This is a genomic window from Vibrio profundi, from assembly GCF_043642225.1.
GTDB classification, from domain to species: Bacteria; Pseudomonadota; Gammaproteobacteria; order Enterobacterales; family Vibrionaceae; genus Vibrio; species Vibrio profundi_A.
This window is the reverse complement of the sequence record NZ_JBHZSF010000004.1, coordinates 140412-164817: the sequence shown is the minus strand read 5'-3', so window position 1 is coordinate 164817 and position 24406 is coordinate 140412. Positions and strand designations below refer to the sequence as shown.

At 42.4% G+C, this 24406-nt stretch carries 19 protein-coding genes and 1 pseudogene; 10 read left to right on the top strand and 10 right to left on the bottom strand.

The window, feature by feature from the left end; translation table 11 throughout:
* Positions 1 to 6: 6 nt before the first annotated feature.
* The gene (clpS, locus tag ACHUFI_RS09070) at positions 7 to 327 is read right to left on the bottom strand and encodes an ATP-dependent Clp protease adapter ClpS (RefSeq protein WP_394248340.1); all 321 of its coding nucleotides are present in this window, start codon (positions 325 to 327) and stop codon (positions 7 to 9) included.
* Between the two features lie 534 nt (positions 328 to 861).
* Here clpS and cspD point away from each other — a divergent pair.
* Positions 862 to 1083, top strand: coding sequence for a cold shock domain-containing protein CspD (cspD, locus tag ACHUFI_RS09065; RefSeq protein WP_394248338.1), 222 nt, complete (start codon positions 862 to 864; stop codon positions 1081 to 1083).
* Between the two features lie 74 nt (positions 1084 to 1157).
* Here the strand turns inward: cspD and ACHUFI_RS09060 are convergent, their stop codons facing one another.
* Complete coding sequence (locus ACHUFI_RS09060) at positions 1158 to 3383, bottom strand: NADP-dependent isocitrate dehydrogenase (RefSeq protein WP_394248336.1); 2226 nt, start codon at positions 3381 to 3383, stop codon at positions 1158 to 1160.
* 444 nt (positions 3384 to 3827) lie between these two features.
* Between ACHUFI_RS09060 and ACHUFI_RS09055 the strand changes: the two are divergent.
* Positions 3828 to 4394, top strand: a pseudogene (locus ACHUFI_RS09055) (pseudouridine synthase); the annotation flags it as partial.
* A gap of 67 nt (positions 4395 to 4461) precedes the next feature.
* On the opposite strand, the gene ACHUFI_RS09050 reads toward ACHUFI_RS09055, so the two are convergent.
* The gene (locus ACHUFI_RS09050; protein ID WP_394248334.1) at positions 4462 to 5106 is read right to left on the bottom strand and encodes a YccT family protein; all 645 of its coding nucleotides are present in this window, start codon (positions 5104 to 5106) and stop codon (positions 4462 to 4464) included.
* 147 nt (positions 5107 to 5253) lie between these two features.
* Entirely contained in the window at positions 5254 to 6231 is a 978-nt protein-coding gene (locus ACHUFI_RS09045; RefSeq protein ID WP_394248332.1) for a porin, read from the bottom strand.
* A 514-nt stretch (positions 6232 to 6745) separates the two neighbouring features.
* Between ACHUFI_RS09045 and dinG the strand changes: the two genes are divergently transcribed.
* The 5 genes from dinG to ACHUFI_RS09020 all read left to right on the top strand — a co-directional run bounded on the left by dinG (position 6746) and on the right by ACHUFI_RS09020 (position 11553).
* On the top strand, positions 6746 to 8821 hold the full coding sequence (gene dinG / locus ACHUFI_RS09040) for an ATP-dependent DNA helicase DinG (RefSeq protein WP_394248330.1): 2076 nt from the start codon (positions 6746 to 6748) through the stop codon (positions 8819 to 8821).
* Between the two features lie 74 nt (positions 8822 to 8895).
* A complete protein-coding gene (locus tag ACHUFI_RS09035; protein WP_394248328.1) occupies positions 8896 to 9675 on the top strand; it encodes a sulfite exporter TauE/SafE family protein in 780 nt (259 codons plus the stop codon).
* On the top strand, positions 9672 to 10226 hold the full coding sequence (locus tag ACHUFI_RS09030) for a primosomal replication protein (protein WP_394248327.1): 555 nt from the start codon (positions 9672 to 9674) through the stop codon (positions 10224 to 10226). Before ACHUFI_RS09035 ends, ACHUFI_RS09030 begins: the two co-directional genes overlap by 4 nt.
* Complete coding sequence (gene rsmS, locus ACHUFI_RS09025) at positions 10219 to 10386, top strand: pleiotropic regulatory protein RsmS (RefSeq protein ID WP_394248325.1); 168 nt, start codon at positions 10219 to 10221, stop codon at positions 10384 to 10386. The genes ACHUFI_RS09030 and rsmS overlap by 8 nt, the downstream gene beginning before the upstream one ends.
* A gap of 33 nt (positions 10387 to 10419) precedes the next feature.
* Positions 10420 to 11553, top strand: coding sequence for a ribosomal protein uL16 3-hydroxylase (locus ACHUFI_RS09020; RefSeq protein WP_394248323.1), 1134 nt, complete (start codon positions 10420 to 10422; stop codon positions 11551 to 11553).
* 59 nt (positions 11554 to 11612) lie between these two features.
* Here the strand turns inward: ACHUFI_RS09020 and ACHUFI_RS09015 are convergent, their stop codons facing one another.
* Positions 11613 to 13730, bottom strand: a complete 2118-nt coding sequence (locus ACHUFI_RS09015; RefSeq protein ID WP_394248321.1) for a methyl-accepting chemotaxis protein — start codon at positions 13728 to 13730, stop codon at positions 11613 to 11615.
* A gap of 223 nt (positions 13731 to 13953) precedes the next feature.
* Here ACHUFI_RS09015 and xthA point away from each other — a divergent pair, with 223 nt between their 5' ends.
* Positions 13954 to 14760, top strand: coding sequence for an exodeoxyribonuclease III (xthA, locus tag ACHUFI_RS09010; protein ID WP_394248319.1), 807 nt, complete (start codon positions 13954 to 13956; stop codon positions 14758 to 14760).
* A gap of 55 nt (positions 14761 to 14815) precedes the next feature.
* On the opposite strand, the gene ACHUFI_RS09005 is transcribed toward xthA, so the two are convergent.
* The 5 genes from ACHUFI_RS09005 to ACHUFI_RS08985 form a co-directional block, all read right to left on the bottom strand.
* Complete coding sequence (locus ACHUFI_RS09005; protein WP_394248317.1) at positions 14816 to 15493, bottom strand: ABC transporter permease; 678 nt, start codon at positions 15491 to 15493, stop codon at positions 14816 to 14818.
* A 2-nt stretch (positions 15494 to 15495) separates the two neighbouring features.
* Positions 15496 to 16236, bottom strand: a complete 741-nt coding sequence (locus tag ACHUFI_RS09000) for an ABC transporter permease (RefSeq protein WP_394248315.1) — start codon at positions 16234 to 16236, stop codon at positions 15496 to 15498.
* An 89-nt stretch (positions 16237 to 16325) separates the two neighbouring features.
* On the bottom strand, positions 16326 to 17096 hold the full coding sequence (locus tag ACHUFI_RS08995) for an ABC transporter substrate-binding protein (RefSeq protein WP_394248313.1): 771 nt from the start codon (positions 17094 to 17096) through the stop codon (positions 16326 to 16328).
* An 84-nt stretch (positions 17097 to 17180) separates the two neighbouring features.
* Positions 17181 to 17951 (bottom strand): ABC transporter ATP-binding protein, encoded by a 771-nt coding sequence (locus ACHUFI_RS08990; protein WP_137357809.1) that lies wholly within the window; start codon positions 17949 to 17951, stop codon positions 17181 to 17183.
* Positions 17952 to 18214: 263 nt separating this feature from the next.
* Entirely contained in the window at positions 18215 to 19699 is a 1485-nt protein-coding gene (locus ACHUFI_RS08985) for a flagellar sheath protein A (RefSeq protein ID WP_394248311.1), read from the bottom strand.
* A gap of 463 nt (positions 19700 to 20162) precedes the next feature.
* Between ACHUFI_RS08985 and ACHUFI_RS08980 the strand changes: the two genes are divergently transcribed.
* Positions 20163 to 21704 carry a DUF3360 family protein gene (locus ACHUFI_RS08980; RefSeq protein ID WP_394248309.1) on the top strand — a complete coding sequence of 514 codons (1542 nt, stop codon included), beginning with the start codon at positions 20163 to 20165 and terminating at the stop codon, positions 21702 to 21704.
* A 303-nt stretch (positions 21705 to 22007) separates the two neighbouring features.
* The gene (gene pflB / locus ACHUFI_RS08975) at positions 22008 to 24284 is read left to right on the top strand and encodes a formate C-acetyltransferase (RefSeq protein WP_394248307.1); all 2277 of its coding nucleotides are present in this window, start codon (positions 22008 to 22010) and stop codon (positions 24282 to 24284) included.
* The last annotated feature ends 122 nt before the right edge of the window (positions 24285 to 24406 follow it).

The following is a 24406-nucleotide window of genomic DNA, read 5'->3' as shown; positions in this document are numbered from 1 at the left end:
AAATCGTTAGGCTTGCTCCATTGTACATAGCAGCGGGTGTTCATTTTCTTTTGAATACATTGTCACCTGCGCTACTTTTGTTTCTGCAATTTCTGCACTATACGTGCCACAAATTGCCTTTCCTTCATAATGAACCTTGAGCATCACTTGGGTTGCCTTATCAATATCAAGAGAGAAAAATCGCTCAAGGATTTCGATTACAAAGTCCATCGGGGTGTAATCATCATTGTTCAATACAACGTTATACATCGCCGGCGGTTTAACTTTTGTTCTCTCTTTCTCCAGTAAATCTGAGCCCGGAGACGCCCATTCAAAATTTTTGCTCATTTGGTTTGTTAGGTTGAGTTAGAGGAAAAAACAAGTAACTACACTATAAATCTACCACATCGTAGCGACATGGTGTACTACGAAACTCGCACAAAAAATCATTCCTCTATATTGAGCCTAATGCACCAATTAGCAGGCTGCAAATAAAAGATGGTTATTAACAAGATTAACATATGTGATTGATTAAAAAGACAGCAGGCACATTTCGAGAAGTGATGAAACAACTTCGAAGTTATCATTGAGTTAATGAAAAGTTACCATTCTCAAAGGTGATTTGTTATCAAATTTGTTGGAAATTATACCTATTTACTATTGACTGTCCTGAATCATTAGCTACATTGGAGCTTAGTGGTTTTTTATTCGCCAATTTTTACTTACTTACGGGATAGTAATACGTACGTGATTTTTTAATGGGTAGTTATGCACTTCTATTAAAATTTCTTAATTGGTGGTTTGTTTAAGTTGGACATTGAATGCCAACTAAACGTCGTAATAACACAACATCAGTAAACAAATGCATGAGGGATGTATAGCATGGCTACAGGTACAGTAAAATGGTTTAACAACGCGAAAGGGTTTGGTTTTATTTGTCCGGAAGGTGAAGATGGCGATATTTTCGCTCATTACTCAACGATTCAGATGGATGGATACAGAACTTTAAAAGCAGGCCAACAAGTCGACTACGAAGTAGAAAAAGGCCCGAAAGGTTCTCACGCGAGCTCTGTTGTACCTATTGAAGCTATGGCCTCAAAATAACCCACTCAGCTTTGTTTTAGGTTAAAAAAGAAAACCCGCCAAGTTGGCGGGTTTGTTTTATCTAGCACATTTAATTATGCGTCGATGAATGCGTTTAGCGTTGAGCTTGGGCGCATTAGAGCAGAAGCAAGGGCATCAACTGGAGCATAGTAACCACCCAGTTCTCCTGCAACGCCTTGTACATTGTTTAGCTCAGCTACAATAGCTTCTTCATTTTCAGCCAGTTTTGCCGCGATATCTGCAAACTCACCCGCTAGTTCTGAATCTACCGATTGAGACGCTAGCGCTTTCGCCCAGTATGCTGCTAGGTAGAAATGGCTACCGCGGTTATCTAACTCGCCAACCTTACGTGAAGGTGACTTGTTATTATCAAGAAACTCACCTGTAGCTTTATCAAGTGCATCCGCCAATACTTTCGCTTTTGCATTGCCAGTTACAACACTCAAGTGCTCTAGTGAAGCCGCTAGCGCTAAAAACTCGCCTAGAGAATCCCAACGAAGATGGTTTTCTTTCTCTACTTGCTGAACGTGCTTAGGAGCTGAACCACCAGCGCCAGTTTCAAATAGACCACCACCATTCATCAAAGGAACGATCGATAGCATCTTAGCTGATGTACCCAGTTCTAGGATAGGGAACAAGTCTGTCAGGTAATCACGTAATACGTTACCCGTTACAGAAATGGTGTCTTTGCCTTCTTTAATACGAGCAAGTGAGAACTTAGTCGCTTCAAGAGGAGCTAACACCTTAATTTCTAGGGCATCTGTGTTGTGCTCTGGTAAGTAAGCTTCAACTTTCTTGATTAGCTCAGAATCATGTGAACGAGAGCTATCTAGCCAGAATACTGCTGGTGTATCCGAAGCACGAGCACGAGTCACTGCAAGTTTTACCCAATCTTGGATAGGTGCGTCTTTAACTTGGCACATACGGAAGATATCACCTTCCTCAACGTCCTGTTCAAGTACTACAGAGCCTGAAGCGTCGACAACCTGAACTTTACCTGCTGCGTCAAGAATGAATGTTTTATCGTGCGAACCGTATTCTTCTGCTTTCTGAGCCATAAGACCTACGTTAGGAACGCTACCCATAGTGGTAGGATCGAACGCACCATTTTCTTTACAGAATTCGATAACCGCTTGATAGATACTTGCATAGCTACGATCCGGAATCATTGCTTTGGTATCTTTTTGCTTACCGTCTGGACCCCACATTTGACCAGAAGAACGAAGCATTGCAGGCATAGATGCATCAACAATGATATCACTTGGTACGTGTAGGTTAGTAATTCCGCGGTCTGAGTCAACCATAGCCAATTCTGGCTGAGTTTCATAAACAGCTAGAATTGCCGCTTCAATTTCCTGTTTCTGAGCTTCTGGTAATGAAGCAATTTTCGCGTATACATCGCCGATACCGTTATTTACATCGACACCAAGCTTTTCGAAAAGCTCACCGTACTTAGCGAATACATCTTTGTAGTACACTTTTACTGCGTGGCCAAAGATTACTGGGTCTGAAACCTTCATCATTGTTGCTTTCATGTGAAGTGAAAGCAGGACATCTTCTTCTTTTGCTGAAGCAATTTCTTTTTCGAAGAAAGCCACAAGTGCCGCTTTATTCATCACTGAAGTGTCAATGATCTCCTTGTCTTGTAGAGGGAAAGCTGGCTTCAGTGTTTTGCTAGAGCCATCAGCAGCTACAAACTCGATGCTTACCTCAGTTGCGCCGTTGATCGTTGTTGACTTTTCGCTACCGAAGAAATCTTTGTCTTCCATGCTTGATACATGAGATTTTGAGTCCGCCGCCCATGCACCCATTGAGTGTGGGTTTTTCTTGGCATAGTTTTTCACTGAAAGAGGCGCACGGCGATCAGAGTTACCTTCACGTAGTACAGGGTTTACCGCACTACCTTTGATTTTATCGTAAGTTGCTTTAATCGCTTTTTCTTCGTATGTATTTGCTTCTTCCGGGTAATTTGGAAGAGCATAGCCTTTAGCTTGAAGTTCTTTAATTGCCGCTTGAAGTTGAGGAATAGACGCGGAAATATTTGGAAGCTTGATAATGTTCGCTTCCGGCGTTTTAGCTAATTCACCTAGCTCTGCAAGTGCATCACCAATACGTTGCTCTTCTTTCAAATGCTCAGGGAAGCTTGAGATAATACGCCCTGCTAATGAAATATCACGAGTTTCAACGTTAATACCAGAAGACGCAGTAAATGACTGAATGATCGGCAGCAAAGAATAGGTTGCTAGTGCCGGCGCTTCGTCTGTAATGGTATAGATGATTGTTGGTTTTTCAGTAGGCATGAAATTTCCCTATAGTTCTGACAAGCTCACTTAGTAAGTGAGTCTGGATAAATTGACCAGCTGGCGAAAATCCGAGTTTAGGCCAGGCCGATAATCGTACTCTATCTTATTTTCCACTCTTCAATCTTGGAGAATGGACGAAATCCGTGAGTGCGCTGTTATAATAAAACACGTTATAATTAAACAAATTCGGAGCTAGAGTCCAATAACTTGTTTTCTTTTGTGTCATTTAGGCGCGCAAATGATAGCTCAATTCCTTTCTAGGGAAAACTTTTAGGCACACTTCATTTACATTTTTGCAAGGTAGTTAACATGTCCACTCGCTCACGAAGCGCAAATCGTTCTGATTCTAAAAAACAAAACTCTAACTCTTTTAAACAAGGTGGATTCAGTAAACGCGGGCAACCTTCGCTAAATAGACGTCCAGCAAAAAAGCACAAGTCGCAAGCCACGAACAAGCCAAAAGTCACGATAGAAGATAGGAAAGTCATTCTTTTTAATAAGCCATTCGATACTTTAAGCCAGTTTACTGACGGGGAAGGTAGAAAGACGTTAGCAGATTTCATCCCAGTGAAAGATGTTTATGCGGCAGGCCGCCTTGATCGCGACAGCGAAGGTTTGATGGTGCTGACCAATGACGGGATATTTCAGGCAAAACTCACTCAGCCAAAATCTAAATCTCCAAAAACCTATTGGGTTCAAGTAGAAGGCTCCCCTTCTGAGGAAGATTTAGATAGGTTGCGAAAAGGTGTTGAGCTAAAAGACGGGATGACTTTACCCGCTCAAGTAGAACTAATGAGCGAGCCGGCCGTATGGGAACGAGTCCCCCCTGTTCGATTTAGATCTGCGATTCCAACAACATGGTTATCCATTACTATTATCGAAGGGCGCAACCGTCAGGTTCGCCGTATGACCGCAAATATAGGCTTCCCTACGTTAAGACTGATTCGCTATTCCATGGGAAATATGAATATCGGAACGCTTCAACCCGGCGAATGGAAAGAGATTTAATCCATAGCCACAAACGAAAAAAGCGAGGCACCTATTATGGCCTCGCTTTTCTGTATATGAAGACTGATTATTCTTGGTCAATCATCCATTTACGGAATTCTTTGCGCTCTTGCTTAGATGCTTGTAAATACCACGCTTTAAGCTGCTCAAAAGAGTCCAACTTAACTTTAGGTGTTTCAACAGCTGTAGAGGTAACAGACACTGGCTCCGCTTTCGCGACTGTCGCTTCTACTTTTTTGTTATCTACAAAATGAATGCCACGCTGCTGATTGTGTTTTTCAACAAGCTCTCCAATAGCCATGAAAGGTAAAACACCTTCTTTGCCATTTAGTTTCTCTTGCGTGTAGTCTAAAGGCTTCCCATCCTGGCTAATTCTCCACTTAGGTGAATTCCCTCTAAATGCAGACTTCGCTTCAGACTGGCTTCGGGCAATAGGGTGGTTAATTTTAACTACATCACCATCAACTGTGATATCAAGTACATAAGGCGCTGAAGTAAAAACTTTGTTCCCGCTGCCACGGCCAACTTCTTTATCCATACGCACTACAATTTGATTCGTGCCATCAACAATGTCATTTTTACCTAACTTGGATTCGGCTTCTTGACCGTTAATGAATAATATTGAAACTCCTTTTTCAGGAACCAAAGTCGCCGCATTAACACTTATTGTTAGCGATGCTGTCACAAGACAAGCTAGTTGTTTTAAGTTCATTTAAATCAAAACCTTAATATTTATCATTCACACGACGTTATCTTCATTAACTCACAGGAGATTTACAATCAAATTGTTTATTAACTGTCTAGTGTCGCAAAAAAAAAGCCACCTTTCGGTGGCTTTTTCAAACTTTATAGGTAGCTCTTAGAAAGAAGCTTTAAGACCCATGCCGTAACCTACTTCAGAATCGTCTTTGTCGTTGCCACCGAATTCTACGTAAGCTGTAGTGTTAGGAGCAATGCCGTAACCAGCGTTTAGGAACCAATCGTTTTGGTCTTCGCTGTTCTTTCTATCTGTCATGCTGTAACCACCAGCAAATGTTACTTTGCCCATAGTGTAATCAGCTGCAAGAGCGATAGTGTCTGAAGAATCTTTAGCACCAGTTGCAACTTCTTTAGCGTCTACAGCGTAGTAACCAACTTCTAGGTTAACGTCTGCGATACCAGCGTAACGACCTTCAAGAGCAAAGATAGACTCGTCTTGGTTTAGAGTAACTACAACATCATTAACAGTTTTAGTACCACGAAGCTCTGCGTCTGCGTAGAATGCTGTGAAGTCAAAATCAGCTACACGGTAACCAGCTTTAGCATCGAAGTAGCTGCCGTTCTCACCGATAGATTGAGCGTTGTGTTGGTCTTGGATGATACCAAGACCTACATAGAAGTTGCCTTTATCTAGGTCGTAACGTACTGCTTCTTCACCGCCAAAAGCAGCGTCTGCGAAGAAAGATTGAACACCGAATAGGTAGTCAGAACCAACGCCAGCGTCATCCATTTGAGTGTCAAGCTTACCGAACTTGATTGAACCAATAGAGTTAGAGTAGAACGCCATGTAAACGTTACCTACACTTGTGTCGCCAGATGCACGGTCTTTGTTGTCACCAGAGAACTCTAGGTAAGCACCAACTTGTAGATCTTCGTTTACAGCGTAACGAGTGTCAAAACCGAAATCTGCATCGTCGATTTCTTGAACTAGGTCAGAATCTTTAGCTGTACCTTTCTTATAACGTACTTCTACGTCACCTTTCATGTCCACTGTAACGCCTTCGTTGTTGTAAAGTTCGATTGCGTTTACTGAACCAGCAGCTGTCATTACAGCTAATGCTAATAGAGTCTTTTTCATAATTAATCCACTGCCTTTTCTAAGAATGGGAATTCCTTGTCCGGTTCCCTTTTATATTTTGTATGACTGAAACCATCACTCTTTGTTGATTGGTCACCGCCACTAAATTTCGAGGTCTAGATTGCAAAAGATTATTCTGCGTGTCAAATAAGATAAAAAACAAACCAAAAAAAACATAAACCTTTTAAAAACAATTGTTTACATTTAGTTTCATAAGATTACGGCTAATATCTCGACAAAAAAACAATAGAATCTAATTAGATCAAAACAAAAACATTTAGATTTAAATACTACAAAAGAGTAATTAACATGAATAGATCGGAATTTTAAACTACAAAAAAGCAATATTATGACCTATATATATTTCACTCTAAAAAAAATAGTTAAGTTCCTGATGGTTCAGTTTTTTTTTGTGAACAAGATCTGTTTTTGCTTTGAAAGCAAGCTATTTCGAAGAAAAGGAAAGCACTAGTGTTATGTGCTACTATCCTGTCTCCGTTATGTAGGTCACAGTATGCTAACCACTAAAATCCAAAAATCCATTCGCACAAGTTATCAAAACTTACAGTCACAGCTAGAAAACTTTGTACCTCGTCGTGCTCAAAATTTTTTGGTTGCCGAGATCACCAAAACCTTATGTGGCCAATATCACAAATCTAATCGCATGATTGTTGCTGAAGCAGGTACAGGGATTGGTAAGTCACTTGCTTATTTAATGGCGACCATTCCAGTCGCTGTTTTAAACAATCGAAAAATCATCATTTCAACCGCGACTGTTGCGCTTCAAGAGCAGTTGGTAAACAAAGATCTCCCTCTATATAGAAGAATCACAGACAGGGAGTTCTCTTTTATATTGGCGAAAGGTCGCCAACGTTATTGCTGTGCTGAGAAATTAGCGGCAGCGAGTGGTACCGACGGCGGTCAGATGGCAATGTTTGAAACGAAGCCTAAGAAGAAAGACATCGAACAGCTTCAAACCATGTATACCAGCCTCGCTAATGGGAAGTGGGATGGCGACAGAGATTCCTGGCCAAAGCCAATCGATGATTCAATTTGGCAAATGATTGTCAGTGACAAACATAGTTGCAATAACAGCATACCCGTTCATCGCGATTGCCCATTTCAAAAAGCTCGCTCAGAACTCGATAAAGCTGACGTCATTATTGCAAACCACAGTTTAGTGATGGCAGATGCCGATCTTGGAGGTGGTGTGATCCTTCCTGAGCCTGAAAACAGCATCTACATATTTGATGAAGCTCATCACTTACCTCATGTTGCGCGTGACCATTCGTCCGCCGCGGCGAGTTTAAAAGGCGCGGCATCTTGGTTAGAAAGACTAAACCAAGCCATCACTAAATTCTCTGGGCTAGCTGATGAAAGACGAGTGGGCCGTTTTCGTAATGAACTTCAAGATGCGGTGCAGCAACTCATCCCTACATTAAGTCAGCTCAGTAAACAGTTCGATGCAACGCAATTTGAAGAAGGAACCTACCGCTTTGAGCATGGTGATTTACCTCAGTGGCTAGAGAACGAATCACAAGAACTAAAAAAGCTGTCGCAAAAAGCCGCTCAAGCGGTGGCAAAAATTGCTGACCTAATTGCTGAGCGCGTAAAAGATGGCGAGCTGTCTTCAAAACTTGCTGAACCAGCATTAGCTGAAATTGGCTTCTATATACAGAGAACCGATAACCTCGCCCAGGTTTGGAAGTTGATGGCAGAGCCTCAGCGAGAAAAAGGCGCACCGCTTGCTCGTTGGTTAGAACTCAATAAAGAAAAAGAAGGCGACTTTATTGTAAATGTTTCTCCGCTTGAAGTTGGTTGGCAACTAGACCAACAGATTTGGAGCAGGTGCGTTGGAGCGGTTTTGGTCTCTGCCACCATGCGTGCATTGAATTCTTTTAGTTTTTTCTGTCATCAAGCTGGTATTAGTCAAAAAGCCGAGAATGGGGTTCAGTTTCTGGCACTCGCCTCTCCTTTTGACTATCAAAACCAGGCTGAGTTGATCGTGCCAGCAATGAAATATGAACCTCAAGCCCCTCAGTTCACTGAGCATTTAACAGAGATCTTACCTAGTTTGATCGAACAAGGGCGCGCCAATTTGGTGCTGTTTTCTTCTTATTGGCAAATGAATCAGGTCTCCGAGTCGTTAGCAACTCAATTCGTAAAAAAAGGTTGGGCGTTGCAAGTTCAAGGGGACACTTCTAGAACCGAGATTCTAAAAAAACATAAAAAGCTGATTGATAGTGGTAAAACCAGCATCTTGTTTGGTACTGGTAGCTTTTCAGAAGGGCTCGATTTACCCGGCGAACTTTTAGAGAACTTAATCATTACCAAAATACCTTTTGGCGTTCCGACCTCTCCCGTAGAAAGGGCACACTCTGAATATATCGAGTCTAAAGGCGGAAACCCGTTTATGCAGATTACTGTCCCAGAAGCGAGTAAAAAGCTAATTCAATCTGTTGGTCGGTTGCTGCGTAAAGAAAGAGATTCTGGTAAAGTCATCATCCTCGATCGACGCATCGTTACAAAGCGTTACGGGCAATCATTACTGGACTCTTTGCCACCTTTTAAGAGAACCATTAAATATTAAAGACGAATCGACTTTTGCTACGCTTGGCGCGTCGAATTCGTGACAACAAAATATAAAGAGAATAAGACCATTTTATGGAAATGATTGAACCAACAATGTTGGTCGGCCTCGCGCTTGTCGCTTTTATTGCTGGATTTATAGACGCCGTTGCGGGCGGCGGAGGCATGCTTACCGTTCCCACTCTGCTTTCTATCGGATTACCGCCGCATATTGCTTTAGGCACAAACAAGCTAGCGGCAACTTTTGCTTCGTCGACCGCGGCGTTTACTTACTACAAAAAACGACTATTCAAACCTGAATGTTGGCGCAATGCTTTTATCTGCACATTGATTGGCGCTACGGTCGGTACACTGGTCGTTGACGCGATCAGTACGGAATGGCTAGAGAAAGTTCTACCCTTGATCATTTTGGGCGCGGCTATCTATACCATTTTCCAGAAAAACCCGAATGCAAACTTGAATGTATCACCGGAGCCATGCCCTACCCTTAAGAAAAAACAAATTGGCCAAGGCTTAGTGTTGGGTTTTTACGATGGTGTTGCAGGCCCGGGGACCGGTGCTTTTTGGACGGTGAGTTCAATGGCCTTGTATAAGCTGAACATCTTGTTGGCGTCTGGATTAGCTAAGGCGATGAACTTCACTAGTAATTTCACATCGCTTGTTACCTTCGCCATCTTAGGCCATATAGATTGGGTTTTAGGCTTAACCATGGGCGTATGCTTAATGGCAGGCGCTTTCGTTGGCGCTCATTCTGCCATTCGTTTTGGTGCCAAGTTTATACGACCAGTCTTTGTTACGGTTGTCAGTATTCTTGCCTTAAAGCTCGCTTATGAGGCCTGGTTCGTTAACCTATGAGTCAATTCTCTGATTTGAAGCCTCTATTAGAGAACATTGCGACTCAATGCTCTTACGCCGACGATTTAAGAGGGGGGTATCATCTCCCGCTTTTCGACCGTTCACTATTTAAATGTCGAGCTAAAAAATTATTACCTTGTGCTTTAGAGGCAAAAGCCACTTTTCAAACGATCATCCATGAGCAATCAAATGGTCAACTAAGCAACGAACGAGCACAATATTTATCTGAAAAGCTGATGAATCAAATCACTGCGCTTCAGCGAGAACTTGTGTCTCATGACTTAAGGCAAGATAAACCGCTTGAGAACACTCAAAATAAAAGTGTGAATGAGTTATATAACGATTTAGCTCAGCATCAAGACTGGAGCCACCGCTTAAAGCAATTAGTATCATTAAAGCAACAAGCTTTGAATGAATCCCCAGCAGGATTGAAGCCGCAAGCTGAACAAGCCCTTGATATCGCAGAGCAACGTTTGTCTCGCTGCCTAGATGCTATGAATAGAATCGAGCAGTTAATTAATTTAGAGAACCCGAACCGTTATCATGACTAATGAGACCCCTTCCCCGCTAGACAATGCACCTGATGAAGTAAAACTCGCTGTCGACTTAATCTACTTGCTAGAGAGTAATGAAGTTGACCCAAAAGTTGCACTGGCAGCACTAAAAATAGTCGAGCAAGACTTACGCTCTAAGCTCACACCTAGCACCTAGCACCCAGCACCCAGAAAAATAAACAGGATTAGTATGTACCAACTTAGCTTTTCTATGTCTGAGTTCCTTGAGAACTATTGGCATAAGAAACCCACTGTGATTAAAGGTGGATTTCAAAACTTTATCGACCCTATCTCTCCGGAAGAAATCGCTGGGTTATCCATGGAAGAGGAAGTTGACTCACGTTTTGTAGCTAACCTAAACGATAAGTGGTCGGCTGAACACGGCCCGTTTTCCGAAGACAAGTTTGGTGATTTACCAGAAAGCCACTGGCAACTGATCGTGCAAGCCGCTAATCACTGGCACGTAGGCTGCGCCCAACTTACCGAAGCTTTCACTTCAATTCCAAATTGGTTGTTTGATGATCTGATGATCTGTTTCTCCGCAATTGGCGGAGGCGTTGGTCCACATATTGATCAATATGATGTGTTTATCATTCAAGGTAGCGGTAAGCGTCAATGGCGAGTTGGAGCCAAAGACGAAGGCCAGTACAAAGAGACATGCCGTGCTTCTGCACTGCGCCAAATCGAAAGTTTCGACTCTATCATCGACGAAACGCTCGAGCCTGGGGATATTCTTTACATTCCACCTGGGTTCCCTCATGAAGGGACAACGCTTGAACCATCAATGAGCTATTCTATCGGTTATCGTTCTCCTAAAGAGCAAGAGCTGATCAGTAACTTTGCCGATTTTGTTCTAGCGCATGATATGGGTGACGTTCATCTCCATGACCCTGAGTTTGCTTCTCAAAAAAACAACGGACAAATTCGCCAGCGTGACTTAGAGAACTTAACGCAGATGTTAAAGTCAGCGTTTGAAGAGAAGAATACCGTCAACGATTTCATGGGGTGCTTGTTGAGCCAGTCTCGCCATCAATTGGACATTGTCGCTCCTGACCCTTTATGGAAGTCGGAAGAAGTCTCTCAGCATTTAGGTGCGGGCGGCGACGTTCAGCGAGTGTCAGGACTGAAAGCCCTGTACCATGAACAAGAGTCACACATGGCTTACATTAATGGTGAAATCATTAAAGTCGCAGATGAGGATATCGAGTTTTTAAAATCCCTTTGTGATTCAACGACAGTAGAACACACACAAGTACTATCGAGTTCTGCAATTTCATTATTAACTGATTTGGTGAATAAAGGTTACTGGTTCATCGAAGAGTAATTCTATTCGAGAAACTAAAACGGGCACCTGATGGTGCCCGTTTTGCTTTTAGCGAAGCGTTAGACTTTAAACTGATTAACCAAGCTCTGCTGTTCTTTAGACAAGCGATCAATCTCGTTACCGACTTGTTCTGAAGATCCTGCATGCTCTAAAATTTGTGCACTCAAGTCTCGAATATTCGATACGCTTTGATTAACTTCTCCCGATACAGATTGCTGCTCTTCAGCTGCCTTCACTATTTGGCTATTCATATCGCTAATGGCTGAAATCGACTCAAATATCGCACTCAAATCTTGCACAGCATTCTGAACATGTGCCGCTGTATCGTTGGCTAAGACATTCCCTTCTTGAATCGCTTCGACTACGTCCTGCGTACCAGTATGTACTTTCCCAATCACTTCGCGAATTTCGCCAACAGAAGACTGCGTTCGACTTGCTAAACTTCTCACTTCGTCAGCAACAACCGCGAAGCCTCGGCCCTGTTCACCGGCTCGAGCCGCTTCAATCGCCGCATTCAATGCGAGTAGATTGGTCTGTTCAGAGATACCTTCGATAACCGTTAAGATCTCTGTGATATTACCGTTATTTTTTGCTAGCTCTTCAACAATCGGTACAGCACTTGTCATACGGTCTACTAGCTTAATCATCTCTTCAGCCGAAAGTTCAATAACTTGTTGGCCTTGCTTCGCTGAACTATTAGCTTGGTTCGCTGCTTCTACCGCTATTTCGGCGTTCTGAACAACCAAACCAGCAGTTTGCGTCATTTCTTCAGAAGCAGTAGCTACCAGATCCACCTCTTTAAATTGAGAATCACTACTAATACGGGTATCTGATGCGGTTTGCTTAACCTTAGTCGTCGTGTCTGCAACTTGCTCAGTGGTTACAACCACTTGCTTGATGGTTTGCTGTAGCTTATCTAAGAATAAGTTAAAACCCTGAGCCAACTGGCCAATTTCATCTTGAGATTTCACCTCCAGACGTTGAGTCAAATCTCCTTCACCAGACGCAATATCGTTCAATCGAGAAACCACTTCACGAATCGGTTTTACAATGGATAGAGAAGCAATAAAGATAACGGCCAAGCCTAGAAGTACGAAAATAATACCCGCGGTAATTTCCGTTCTGACCCCTTCTTCGACTTTAGCACTTATCACACTGTCTAATCTTTCAGCATCAGCAACAACACTAGAACGTGGCATTTCGAATAGCACGCCCCAAACCTGATTAGCTGCTTGAACCGGAGCAAATGAAAGTAACCATTGTTGATTATCGCTCCATTGTGTGAAGACTTCACCGCCAAATAGGAAGTCTGTCATCACATCATTTGAAACTTGCTGGCTTGAGAAAGCACTGCCAACTTGGATTGACTGGTTATCGGTAGCAATCACAGAGCCATCAAGGCTCACTACGTACACTGCGCCACTTCCGCCAAATAGGCTTTGGTCAGATGCTTGAGCAATCGCGGTTAGACCATCAAGTCTAAGATCGATCCCCATAAAGCCAATTGCTACATCATCAATCAAAATAGGGACAGAAATTGAAGTCGTAAGGATTTTTCCTTGGTCACTATCTACCAGTTTCGGTGTACTTACGCACGTCTCACCACTCGATAAAGGACAGTAGAAACGTTCACTGTTGCTGCTATCTTTAAGAGTTTCCTCTGACAGTACATTCGATAAAATATTTTCCCCATTTTCTGAAACCTTCCAGTATGGAGCAAAACGTCCGATCTCATTAGAACCTACGTAATCCGCTTCGATGTAGTTATCGTCTTCACTATCCAACATATGAGGACGGAAAACTAAGTAAGCGCCTTGAATTGAGTCGAACTCAATAACGGAGCGGCGGACCATTTCATCTAAAGCGGTTCTTAATTCTTCACTAGGGGTAAAGTTTTCTTCTGCGTTTGTTTTCAAAAACATAGCGGTTGAAGCAAGCATTTCTGCTCTATAAATCGCTTCATCTAAATATTTTTGTACTTCCATTGCATTCAGCTGAGAAACGGAAGCAAGCAATTGTTGGGATTTATCTATTACAGACTCAGAGCTTTGCGTTTTTATAACCTGCTGATTGGAGGTCGCGTTATAAATTGAAAACCCGATAAGGGACAAAGAGGTAATAAGCAGGCAGCAACCAGCAAGCAGTGTAATTTTCCACTGTACAGAAAGAGAGCGCATTAGAATAATCCTTTTAATAAGCCAAATGACTTCCATATTCCTATGGATAGCTTAGACCCCGATTACAACATAATCATTTAGGATATCAATCGAAAGTTTACAAAAATGTTAATAGAAACATTGAACGCAAATGATTCTTGATAAGCCTACTCCTAACTTTGTTCACGCTTGATAAAGTGATAACATTCTTCGCTATTCAAATGCTTCCCTTTTAAGGATCTACATGAAAGTAATCAGCTTTAATATCAATGGTCTGAGAGCTCGTCTTCACCAGTTACAAGCGATCATTGACAAACATCAGCCTGACGTTATTGGCCTCCAAGAAATCAAAGTTCATGACGAAGCTTTCCCTATCGAAGATGTCGAAGCAATGGGTTACAAAGTGTATTTTCACGGTCAGAAAGCGCATTACGGCGTTGCTATGCTGTGTAAACAAGAGCCAGTGTCGGTACAGAAAGGTTTTCCAACCGATAATGAAGAGCACCAAAAACGCATGATCATGGCGACGTTTGAAGATTCATACGGTGAGAAAGTGACAGTGTTAAATGGCTACTTCCCACAAGGCGATAACATCAAGCACGAAACTAAATACCCTTATAAGCGTCAGTTTTACAAAGATTTAATGACTTACCTAAATGTTCACCACTCGAACGATGAGCAAATCATTGTCATGGGTGATATCAACATCAGCCCTATTGATGCCGATATTGGTATCGGTGAGCCTAATGCTAAGCGCTGGTTAAAAACAGGCAAATGCTCATTCCAACCAGAAGAACGTGAGTGGCTTAAGACACTGATGGACTGGGGTTTTGAAGATACCTTCCGAAAGCTTCACCCTCAAGTAAATGACCAATACTCATGGTTTGATTACCGCTCTAAGGGCTTTGTAGATAACCGAGGCCTTCGAATTGATGTAGTACTCGCAACACCAAAACTCGCAGAGAAGTGTTCTGATGCAGGAATAGATTACGAGTTACGTGGCATTGAAAAGCCATCTGACCACGCGCCAATTTGGTCGACGTTTTCTTAAAAGATGAAATAAAAAGGCTTCCCGAAGGAAGCCTTTTTTAATCGAACTAGCAGAATTAGCTGAGTGGTCTCAAATAGGCTAGGAATCGTTTTTCTGCCTGCTTGAATACAGCAATGATGATGAATGTTAAAGCCATATAGAATAAACCGGCTGTCAAGAAAGACTCAAATGGCGCGTAGTAGCGAGAATTCACAAGACGCGCAGCGCCAGTCAAATCCATAATGGTTACGATACCCGCCACTGCTGAACCGTGCAGCATGAAAATCACTTCATTACTGTATGCAGGTAGTGCTCTGCGAAGCGCACTTGGTAAAATGATACGGCGGTATGTTTTCGCCGTGCTCATACCGTAAGCTTTCGCAGCTTCAACTTCACCAGGTGGTAGACCATTGATCGCACCACGAATGATCTCTGCGGTATAGGCGGCAGTATTTAAAACAAAAGCTACCAGCGCACAAAACCATGCATTTTCCCATAACGTGTCTTTTACTGGGAAAAACTGGTCCATTCCGTAGTAAATTAAGTAAAGCTGCACAAGCAATGGTGTACCACGGAAAAAGTAGATAAAAGACCATGCAGGTGCATTAACTAGATAATTTCGGCTATTTCTTGCAATCGCCATTGGAATCGCAAGCATCAAACCTAGTACAAGCGCGGCACAAACTAGCCAAGCCGTCGTCCATAGCCCATCTAGATAAATAGGTAAGCTTTCAATAATTAATGAAAAATCCATATCTACCTCGCGTGAATACTAAATTTGCGCTCAACAAGCTTTAATGCACCTGTCGATACACTTGTGAAGAAGAGGAAGATAAACGCAACCGCCATATAGAAAGTAAACGGCATTTTCGTTGAACCGGCCGCAAGTGAGCTTACACGCACCATGTCTTCTAAGCCGATAATAGAAACAAGCGCAGTCGTCTTAAGCAATACTAGCCAGTTGTTACCAAAGCCTGGTAGAGCATGACGAATCATTTGCGGTAAAAGAATACGACGAAAAGCTAATACCGGCCCCATGCCATAGGCTTTTGCGGCTTCCATTTCCCCACTATCCACAGCCATAATCGCGCCGCGGAACGTTTCGGCCATATAAGCACCAAAAATAAAACCGATAGTAAGAACGCCAGCCACAAATGGGCTTACGTCGATGTAATCTGGTAAGTAAGAAGTCCATTCATGATTTGGATCGCTTGATGCAAACCATTCATTTAGCCATTCGTTGACGGAATATAAACTGTTATTAAGAAGAATTTGGCCGCCAAAGAAAATCAACATCATTAACACAAGGTCAGGGATACCTCGGATAACGGTCGTATAAAGCGTAGCAATTGCTCTAGCCCAGCGGTAAGGGGCGAGTTTTGCTAGTGCACCTAACATGCCTAGTACCATAGCCAAAATCAGCGATAGCAATGCGACTTCGATAGTAAGCACAGCTCCTTTCAAGATAGAAGCTTCATACCCTTGTAAATCAAACATAATGAATTCCAACAGAACAGCGAAAAAAGTTGGTAGAGATAGGATTAGGGAGAGGGTGTTTCCTCTCCCTGATATCTAAAGGCTAGATATTATTGACCGTATACATCGTAGTTGAAGTATTTAGCCGCGATATCTTGGTAGATACCTTTCTCACGTAATGTAAGAATAGCTGCATCTAGCTTTTTCGTTAGATCTTTATCTTGCTTGCGTAGTGCAATACCAAAACCTTCACCGAACCATTTAGGATCTGTTAGTGATGGACCTACAAATTCGTAAGCTTCACCACCCGCTTTATTCAATACTCCTTCTTCAAGTGCAGACGCATCGCCCAGTACCGCTACCACACGACCATTTGCTAGATCTAGGTAAGCTTCATCGAAAGAACCGTAACGAACGATATCAACAGTGTCGCCGTAGTTGTCTGTTAGGTATTTGTCATGCGTAGTTGCACGTTGTACTGCAATCTTCTGACCACTTAGGTCATCAAAGTTAAGGCCCGCGCCTTTTTTAGCAATAAATTTGTTTGGGATAAGCGCGTATTTACCAGTGAAGTCAATTTTCTTTTTACGCTCTTCAGTGATAGACATTGCCGCAATGATTGCATCATATTTACGAGCTAGTAGAGAAGGAATAATGCCGTCCCAATCTTGAGCAACAATCTTACACTTCACCTGCATTTCAGTACAAAGCGCATTCGCCATATCAACGTCAAAGCCTTTTAGTGAACCATCTGACTCTGTCCAGCTAAATGGAGGGTATGCGCCTTCAATACCAAAGCGTACTGTTTTCCATTCCTTTGCTTGAGCGACGCCAGTTGCAGCTGTTGCAGCAAGTGCTGCTACTAATAACCACTTTTTCATATCCATACTCCCGTGATTGAGTTTTTGTTATCTAATGTTGTGTTTAATTATTTTCTAGGACTATTAACGAAGCCTAGAGATCCGTTAATAAATTGAAGAGATAAATTGCTGTAAACGTTCAGATTCTGGGTTAGTAAATAGCTTAGCAGGGTCACCCTGCTCTTCTACCAAGCCTTGATGCAGGAACATCACATGGTTCGATACATCACGAGCAAATGCCATTTCATGAGTAACCACTAACATGGTTCGACCTTCTTCAGCCAAATCACGCATTACACCTAATACTTCACCCACTAATTCAGGGTCAAGTGCTGATGTTGGTTCATCGAATAACATTACCTCTGGGTCAACCGCCAATGCGCGAGCGATCGCTGCACGTTGTTGTTGACCGCCAGAAAGGTGTCCTGGATAGTAATCTTTACGTTCGTACAAGCCCACTTTTTTCAAAAGCAATTCTGCATTTTCAATGGCTTGTGCCTTAGGGACGCCTAAAACATGAATTGGTGCTTCGATGACATTCTCTAACACTGTCATGTGCGACCAAAGGTTGAACCCTTGAAAAACCATTGCTAAGCGAGAACGGATTCGCTGAACTTGTTTTTCGTTAGCTGGAACAGACACGCCTTGACGGTTGTTTTTCATCTGAATTAACTCACCGTTAACCCAAATTTCACCCGCTGTTGGTGTCTCTAATAGATTGATACATCTAAGAAAAGTACTCTTACCGGAACCGGAAGAGCCTATGATGGATACCACATCCCCTTTATGCGCAGAAAGCGAAATCCCTTTTAATACTTCATTTTGACCAAACGTCTTGTGCAGTTCTTTTATATCGAGCGCTGGTACGTCTTTCATGCGCTTTTTCTCCCAAGTTTCATGTGACTGCTAAGGTACTCCGACCTTTTCATGCGATACAAACTAGCACCCCAAGAATCAACATGCAACAAATTATTAACCTTGAGAATAGAGAATAAATAGCAATTCACTCTGATTGATTATGCAATAGATAGCGTTTTCCTCTCAATTGACTGAATAATATTTATAAAAAAAGCCCCATTTAAGGGGCTTTTTAGTTAACAAAATGTGAAGTTCATTTGTTTAAACATTACTATTGCTAGTTAGTTTACACCTTGCTGATAAAACTGAACTGAACTTCCCATGATCTCGATTCTTCTCGACTTATCACCTGATGCCATAGAGAGTAAGCCATTCACATCATTGTAATTTGGAATAGTAGATGACATTAGAACTTGAGGATCAATATTATGTGCAAAGAACTGCTTCACCTGCGCCTCACTTTCCGTGTCTAGCTGAGCCAAAGACACCTCTAAACGATCATTGTTGTTGTCTATAAATAACACTTCATCAGTACTATTCATTAACACCTGATCTTTATTTGGCGTGGCAAAAATAGTTTGATAGAAGTTTCGGTTATTGTTGTTCGAAGATCTTAAGTGTGTTCTCTGAATTTGATAGTCTGATACTGTATATCCATCAGCACTCAAACAATAACCAGTACACCCAGAGTCAGTAATAGATGCAGTCAATGCACTCAAAGTTGGTAAAGCGACTGTAGTACCTACTAAATCTACAGAATCATAGATTTTCGCATTCCAACTCCCAGAAGCCACATCTGTGCTAGCTTCAATATCAAACGACCATTTGTCGATTACCGAAGAACCATCAATGACGCCATAAACTTGTCCGGACTCGTAGATTGGCTGCCAAGTATGGATTTCATTATCAATTTCAACATCAATTTTACTTGTGTTGTTCAACGTCAACCCAGTAGCCATAAACGACTGTTTAACTATATTCTCATCAGTTGGCGCGCCACTTTTACTTCCGCTGCCCTGCGATGAATCGTAAACATAGCTAGCATCCATAACGACATAATGGCTCAAGTCGCGAGCTTCAGTACCATCATAAAATTCAAATAATGTAACCAACACATTATGTGATGCAGGAATATCTGAATTAACAGTAATACCGCTTGCTATAGTTTTTCCATTAGTAGAGTTATCGATATAGCTACTCTGGTAATAACTTGTGTCATTGGTTACTTGGTCAACTTTTACCGCTGCATTTAGATCTACATTTACTTTTTGTGATTGCTCACCCTGATAACAAGAGTACGTCGAAGAGTGCTGACGAACATTCAATGTCATGTCTGAAAGCAGCTCTTTCGCTACAGTAAACATGTACACATCTTGAGTTCCTTGAATAGAGCCATCGAATTCTTCTAGAGATACATAACCTCCGTCAGGAACATCTCCACTATCAATGACGAAACGACCATCAGTATCTGATTGATTCGTTGCAGTAATAACACCGTTTTCATCATGAAATAAGATATTGTAGTTAGCGGTAGCCTCATAAGCTGCGAGAACCTTTGTTCCATTTACGTCAGATTCATCCTGCCCAATGATCGAACAACCACTAGCTACCGCGCTTCTTTCCATAGAACTTAAGCTAAGTATTTGCCAAGTATATTTCGGGGTTGCAGGCGCACCGCCGCCACCGCCGCCGCCACCGCCACCGCCACAGCCAATCATTAATCCTGAGATCATTGCCACGAGGGGCAGTTTATTCATCTTTTTCATTTATCTATTCCTGTGGGTGGCAACTTCGCGCCAAAAATTCATCTCTCGATACGATAATGCAAAATTGAAGCCAAACACCACACAAAACTGCGCAACTTGTCGAGAAGATCGAATTTGTGAAATTCTCACGATTTGAAAGTTAATTAAACTTAGCTTCATGGTTTTAAATTTAGTGAAAACTAATTACACAATTACGATGTGTTAACAATAATTTAAATAACTTTCTGTAGCTTTCTTTCACATAGCCTCATAAAGTGATCAAGATCAATCACCCTAAAGGGTAGGCTTGTTAGACTCCAAGCAAATATAAGGCATATACAAATGCCACATATTTCTTTTATCTTATCCATAATTAAGCACACAAAAGTCGTGCAACAACTATGGCTACGCAAAGGAATCACCGCAGGATGCGGGTTTATAGAATTCAGTTTTAGAATTACTTACAAAATAATATGAGGAATCTATGTCAGACGTTGTCAACAATGCGCACTCTGAAGTAGAAGAGAAAAGCTATAAAGAGCTTCACCGCCCTGCTTCTGAGTTTGAAAGCCGCTCAGATTACTTAGATCACGAACTGCAAATCATGAAGCCTCGACGCTTCGGTTTGAACCTTCCAGGCCGTGATTTCCGTTTCGAATTAGAAGATTTAGTCCCAGCTCTTGCAGGTACTATCGGTATCATTGCCATGTACTCAGCGGTAATGATGTCTTGGGCTGACGGCCTAACTCAAGCTTGGGATCACGTTAACCTAGGTAAAGAGTTTGCCATTGAAGTAGCACGTGTAGAGATGCTTATCCCTGCCCTGTTATTTTGTATCCTAGCTTCGGGCTTCTTTAACCCACGAGCAAACTTAGCCGGTAACCACGGTCCAATGATACCTTTAATCGGCAGTATCGCGCTTGCCGGTGCCCACCCTCTTGCTCTAGCCATTTTGTTAGGTGTCTTTGGCCTACTACTAAGCTACTTCAAAGGTGGCTCTAAACTGGTAAACCTCACTTCAGAAGGTACAGCCGGTGGCTTATTAATATTCCTTGGTTTCACTGGTGCTATGAGCCAAATTGGTTCAATTCAGTCTTGGGCGACAAGCTTACAGCCAGCTGGTGGCGAAGCGGGTAGCCTCGGTTATATCGGATTAGTTGTACTTGGCGTTAATATCATTATCTACGCACTGCTCGCTAAGTTTAACAAACGCTGGTTAGCCATTCCTGTTTGTGCTTTCACTGGTTTAGTCGTGGCTCTTGCACTTGGCGCAGGCTTCAACTTAACGTTCGAAACCGAAATGGGCTTACCTAACCTTAACCCTGTTTACTGGTGGGGTAGCACTGAACAGGGTTGGCAGCTTGGTCTACCGAACCTTGAGCACTTCATTGCTTCATTACCATTTGCGATTCTAGCGGTTGCGATGTGGTCACCGGATTTCCTAGGTCACCGTATCTTCCAAGAGCTGAATTATCCAAAACGCTCTGAAAAAGTACTAATGGACGTCGATGACACGATGACAATGTGCTCTTTCCGTCAGATGGTAGGTACAGCAGTGGGTGGTGGTAACATCACATCTTCTTGGGGTACTTACATGATCCCAGCGGCTATCGCGAAGCGTCCAATTCCAGCTGGTGCAATCTTACTTGGCTCTTTATGTATTATCGTCGCTATCCTTGGCTTCCCAATGGATGTCGCAGTATGGCCACCAGTGATGCGAGTTGCACTTCTAGTTGGCGTATTCCTGCCTTTACTTGAAGCAGGTATGCAGATGGTAAAAGATACAAAAGACTCTCAAGCTGCAGGTATTTGTATTTTCGCTTCTCTAGTAGCTAACCCTGTACTTGCTTGGGCAATTACGATGTTCTTAGACAACAACGGTCTAATTGGTGACAAAGCGCGTGCGTCTCGTCTATCTTTCTTAGACAAGATTGTTATTCCAGTAGGTGTATTTGTTATCTGTCTAGTCGCAATGCTTGCAGTAGGTATGCTTGAGAACCAATACGGATTGAAAGCTTGGCTATAATCTAGCCACTACACAAAAGTAGTAGCCTGATTAAAAAAAAGTTTGGGTGGCAAGTGTTGTCACCCTATTTTTCTCAACTTTTTTTAGCTTTTATTGATTTAGTTTAAGTTTTGCAAAAAAAATTTAGTGTATTGTGGCTACATAAAGTTGAGACACAATATAGAAAGTAATGACAATATATATAATCATATAAGTGTTGTGTGATAATACATATTGTTATTAATAAGAGTGTACTACCCCCTATTGGGGCACTGGCTCAACAGTGTATGTACGTGTTTTTTCTACTAAAAAGGTAGGTATGTCATGGCAGAGCAATTTGCTAAAGCTTGGGAAGGTTTTGCTGCAGGTGAGTGGCAAAATGAAGTAAACGTTCGTGATTTCATTCAAAAGAACTATGCACCGTATGAAGGTGATGAATCTTTCCTAGTTTCTGAAGGTACTGAAGCAACTAATAAGCTTTGGGCTTCGGTAATGGAAGGTATCAAGCAGGAAAACGCAACAAAAGCACCTGTAGATTTTGATACTTCTGTTATCTCTACCATCACGTCTCACGATGCAGGTTACATCGAGAAAGACCTAGAAACTATCGTTGGTCTTCAAACAGAAAAACCACTTAAGCGCGCTATCATCCCTAACGGTGGTATCCGCATGGTTGAAGGTTCTTGTAAAGCGTACGATCGCGAGCTAGATCCAGAAGTTAAGAAAATCTACTCAGAGTACCGTAAAACGCACAACGCTGGTGTGTTCGACGTATACACTCCTGACATCCTTAAATGTCGTAAGTCTGGTGTTCTAACTGGTCTTCCTGATGCTTACGGCCGTGGTCGTATCATCGGTGACTACCGTCGTGTTGCACTTTACGGTATTGATTTCCTACTAAAAGAAAAAGCAGGTCAATTCCACTCAACTCAAGAGCAACTTGAGAACGGTGAAGACCTACAGATGACTATGCAACTGCGTGAAGAGCTGCAAGAGCAGTACCGCGCACTTGGTCAAATGAAAGAAATGGCAGCTAAATATGGCTACGACATTTCTGGTCCTGCTAATTCTGCTCAAGAAGCAATTCAATGGACTTACTTCGGTTACCTAGCTGCTGTTAAATCACAAAACGGCGCTGCTATGTCTCTAGGCCGTACTTCTACGTTCCTAGATATCTTCATCGAGCGTGACATCGCTGCTGGTAAGATCACTGAAGTTGACGCTCAAGAAATGATTGACCACTTCGTAATGAAGCTACGTATGGTTCGTTTCCTACGTACTCCAGAATACGATGAGTTGTTCTCTGGCGACCCAATCTGGGCAACAGAGTCAATGGGTGGTATGGGTATCGACGGTCGTACACTGGTTACACGTACGAACTTCCGTTTCCTAAACTCTCTATACACTATGGGTCCTTCTCCAGAGCCAAACATCACTGTTCTTTGGTCTGAGCAACTACCTGATGGCTTCAAGCGTTTCTGTGCGAAAGTATCTATCGATACTTCTTCTATCCAGTACGAAAATGATGACCTAATGCGTCCTGACCTAGAATCTGACGACTACGCAATCGCATGTTGTGTATCGCCAATGATTGTTGGTAAGCAAATGCAGTTCTTCGGCGCTCGTGCAAACCTTGCTAAAACACTACTTTACGTAATCAACGGTGGTGTGGACGAAAAGCTTAAGATCCAAGTTGGTCCTAAATCTGAAGCAATGGCTGATGAAGTTCTAGACTTCGATAAAGTTTGGGCTGGTCTAGATTCATTCATGGATTGGCTAGCTAAGCAATACGTGACTGCGCTGAACGCAATCCATTACTCTCACGACAAGTACAGCTACGAGTCAGCACTAATGGCTCTACATGACCGTGACGTTCGTCGTACTATGGCATGTGGTATCGCTGGTCTTTCTGTTGCTGCTGACTCACTAGCTGCTATCAAGTTCGCTAAAGTTAGTCCTGTTCGTGACGAAGATGGTATTGCAATCGACTTCAACATCGAAGGTGATTACCCTAAATATGGTAACAATGACTCTCGTGTAGATGACATTGCTTGTGAACTAGTTTCTACGTTCATGAACAAGATCCGTAAGCTTAAGACTTACCGTAACTCTATTCCTACACAGTCAGTTCTTACTATTACATCTAACGTTGTATACGGTAAGAAAACTGGTAACACTCCAGACGGTCGTCGCGCAGGTGCTCCTTTCGCTCCTGGTGCTAACCCAATGCACGGTCGTGATGAGAAAGGTGCTGTAGCGTCACTAACGTCTGTAGGTAAACTACCGTTTGCAGATGCACAAGATGGTATCTCTTACACGTTCTCTATCGTACCAAATGCTCTTGGTAAAGAAGCTGATAGCCAACGTGCTAACCTTGCAGGTCTAATGGATGGTTACTTCCACCACGAAGCTGGCATTGAAGGTGGTCAACACCTTAACGTGAACGTTCTTAACCGTGACACTCTAGAAGACGCAGTTAAGCACCCAGAGAAATACCCTCAGCTAACTATCCGTGTATCGGGTTACGCTGTTCGCTTCAACTCTCTGACTGCAGAGCAACAAGCTGACGTAATCGCACGTACATTCACTGAGTCTCTATAGACTTAGGCAAATAATAGAAAAAGCCCCGCTTAATGCGGGGCTTTATTTTATCTGTGAATATATAATTGTGCATTTAAATAATATCGTGCACAAATCATCTTACTGGTGCGTTATTTGCTTAC

Excerpts from the sequence above, each read along its gene's own strand:
- clpS (WP_394248340.1), bottom strand. The coding sequence starts at position 327 with ATGAGCAAAAATTTTGAATGGGCGTCTCCGGGCTCAGATTTACTGGAG.
- cspD (WP_394248338.1), top strand. The coding sequence starts at position 862 with ATGGCTACAGGTACAGTAAAATGGTTTAACAACGCGAAAGGGTTTGGT.
- ACHUFI_RS09060 (WP_394248336.1), bottom strand. The coding sequence starts at position 3,383 with ATGCCTACTGAAAAACCAACAATCATCTATACCATTACAGACGAAGCG.
- ACHUFI_RS09050 (WP_394248334.1), bottom strand. The coding sequence starts at position 5,106 with ATGAACTTAAAACAACTAGCTTGTCTTGTGACAGCATCGCTAACAATA.
- ACHUFI_RS09045 (WP_394248332.1), bottom strand. The coding sequence starts at position 6,231 with ATGAAAAAGACTCTATTAGCATTAGCTGTAATGACAGCTGCTGGTTCA.
- dinG (WP_394248330.1), top strand. The coding sequence starts at position 6,746 with ATGCTAACCACTAAAATCCAAAAATCCATTCGCACAAGTTATCAAAAC.
- ACHUFI_RS09035 (WP_394248328.1), top strand. The coding sequence starts at position 8,896 with ATGGAAATGATTGAACCAACAATGTTGGTCGGCCTCGCGCTTGTCGCT.
- ACHUFI_RS09030 (WP_394248327.1), top strand. The coding sequence starts at position 9,672 with ATGAGTCAATTCTCTGATTTGAAGCCTCTATTAGAGAACATTGCGACT.
- rsmS (WP_394248325.1), top strand. The coding sequence starts at position 10,219 with ATGACTAATGAGACCCCTTCCCCGCTAGACAATGCACCTGATGAAGTA.
- ACHUFI_RS09020 (WP_394248323.1), top strand. The coding sequence starts at position 10,420 with ATGTACCAACTTAGCTTTTCTATGTCTGAGTTCCTTGAGAACTATTGG.
- ACHUFI_RS09015 (WP_394248321.1), bottom strand. The coding sequence starts at position 13,730 with ATGCGCTCTCTTTCTGTACAGTGGAAAATTACACTGCTTGCTGGTTGC.
- xthA (WP_394248319.1), top strand. The coding sequence starts at position 13,954 with ATGAAAGTAATCAGCTTTAATATCAATGGTCTGAGAGCTCGTCTTCAC.
- ACHUFI_RS09005 (WP_394248317.1), bottom strand. The coding sequence starts at position 15,493 with ATGGATTTTTCATTAATTATTGAAAGCTTACCTATTTATCTAGATGGG.
- ACHUFI_RS09000 (WP_394248315.1), bottom strand. The coding sequence starts at position 16,236 with ATGTTTGATTTACAAGGGTATGAAGCTTCTATCTTGAAAGGAGCTGTG.
- ACHUFI_RS08995 (WP_394248313.1), bottom strand. The coding sequence starts at position 17,096 with ATGAAAAAGTGGTTATTAGTAGCAGCACTTGCTGCAACAGCTGCAACT.
- ACHUFI_RS08990 (WP_137357809.1), bottom strand. The coding sequence starts at position 17,951 with ATGAAAGACGTACCAGCGCTCGATATAAAAGAACTGCACAAGACGTTT.
- ACHUFI_RS08985 (WP_394248311.1), bottom strand. The coding sequence starts at position 19,699 with ATGAAAAAGATGAATAAACTGCCCCTCGTGGCAATGATCTCAGGATTA.
- ACHUFI_RS08980 (WP_394248309.1), top strand. The coding sequence starts at position 20,163 with ATGTCAGACGTTGTCAACAATGCGCACTCTGAAGTAGAAGAGAAAAGC.
- pflB (WP_394248307.1), top strand. The coding sequence starts at position 22,008 with ATGGCAGAGCAATTTGCTAAAGCTTGGGAAGGTTTTGCTGCAGGTGAG.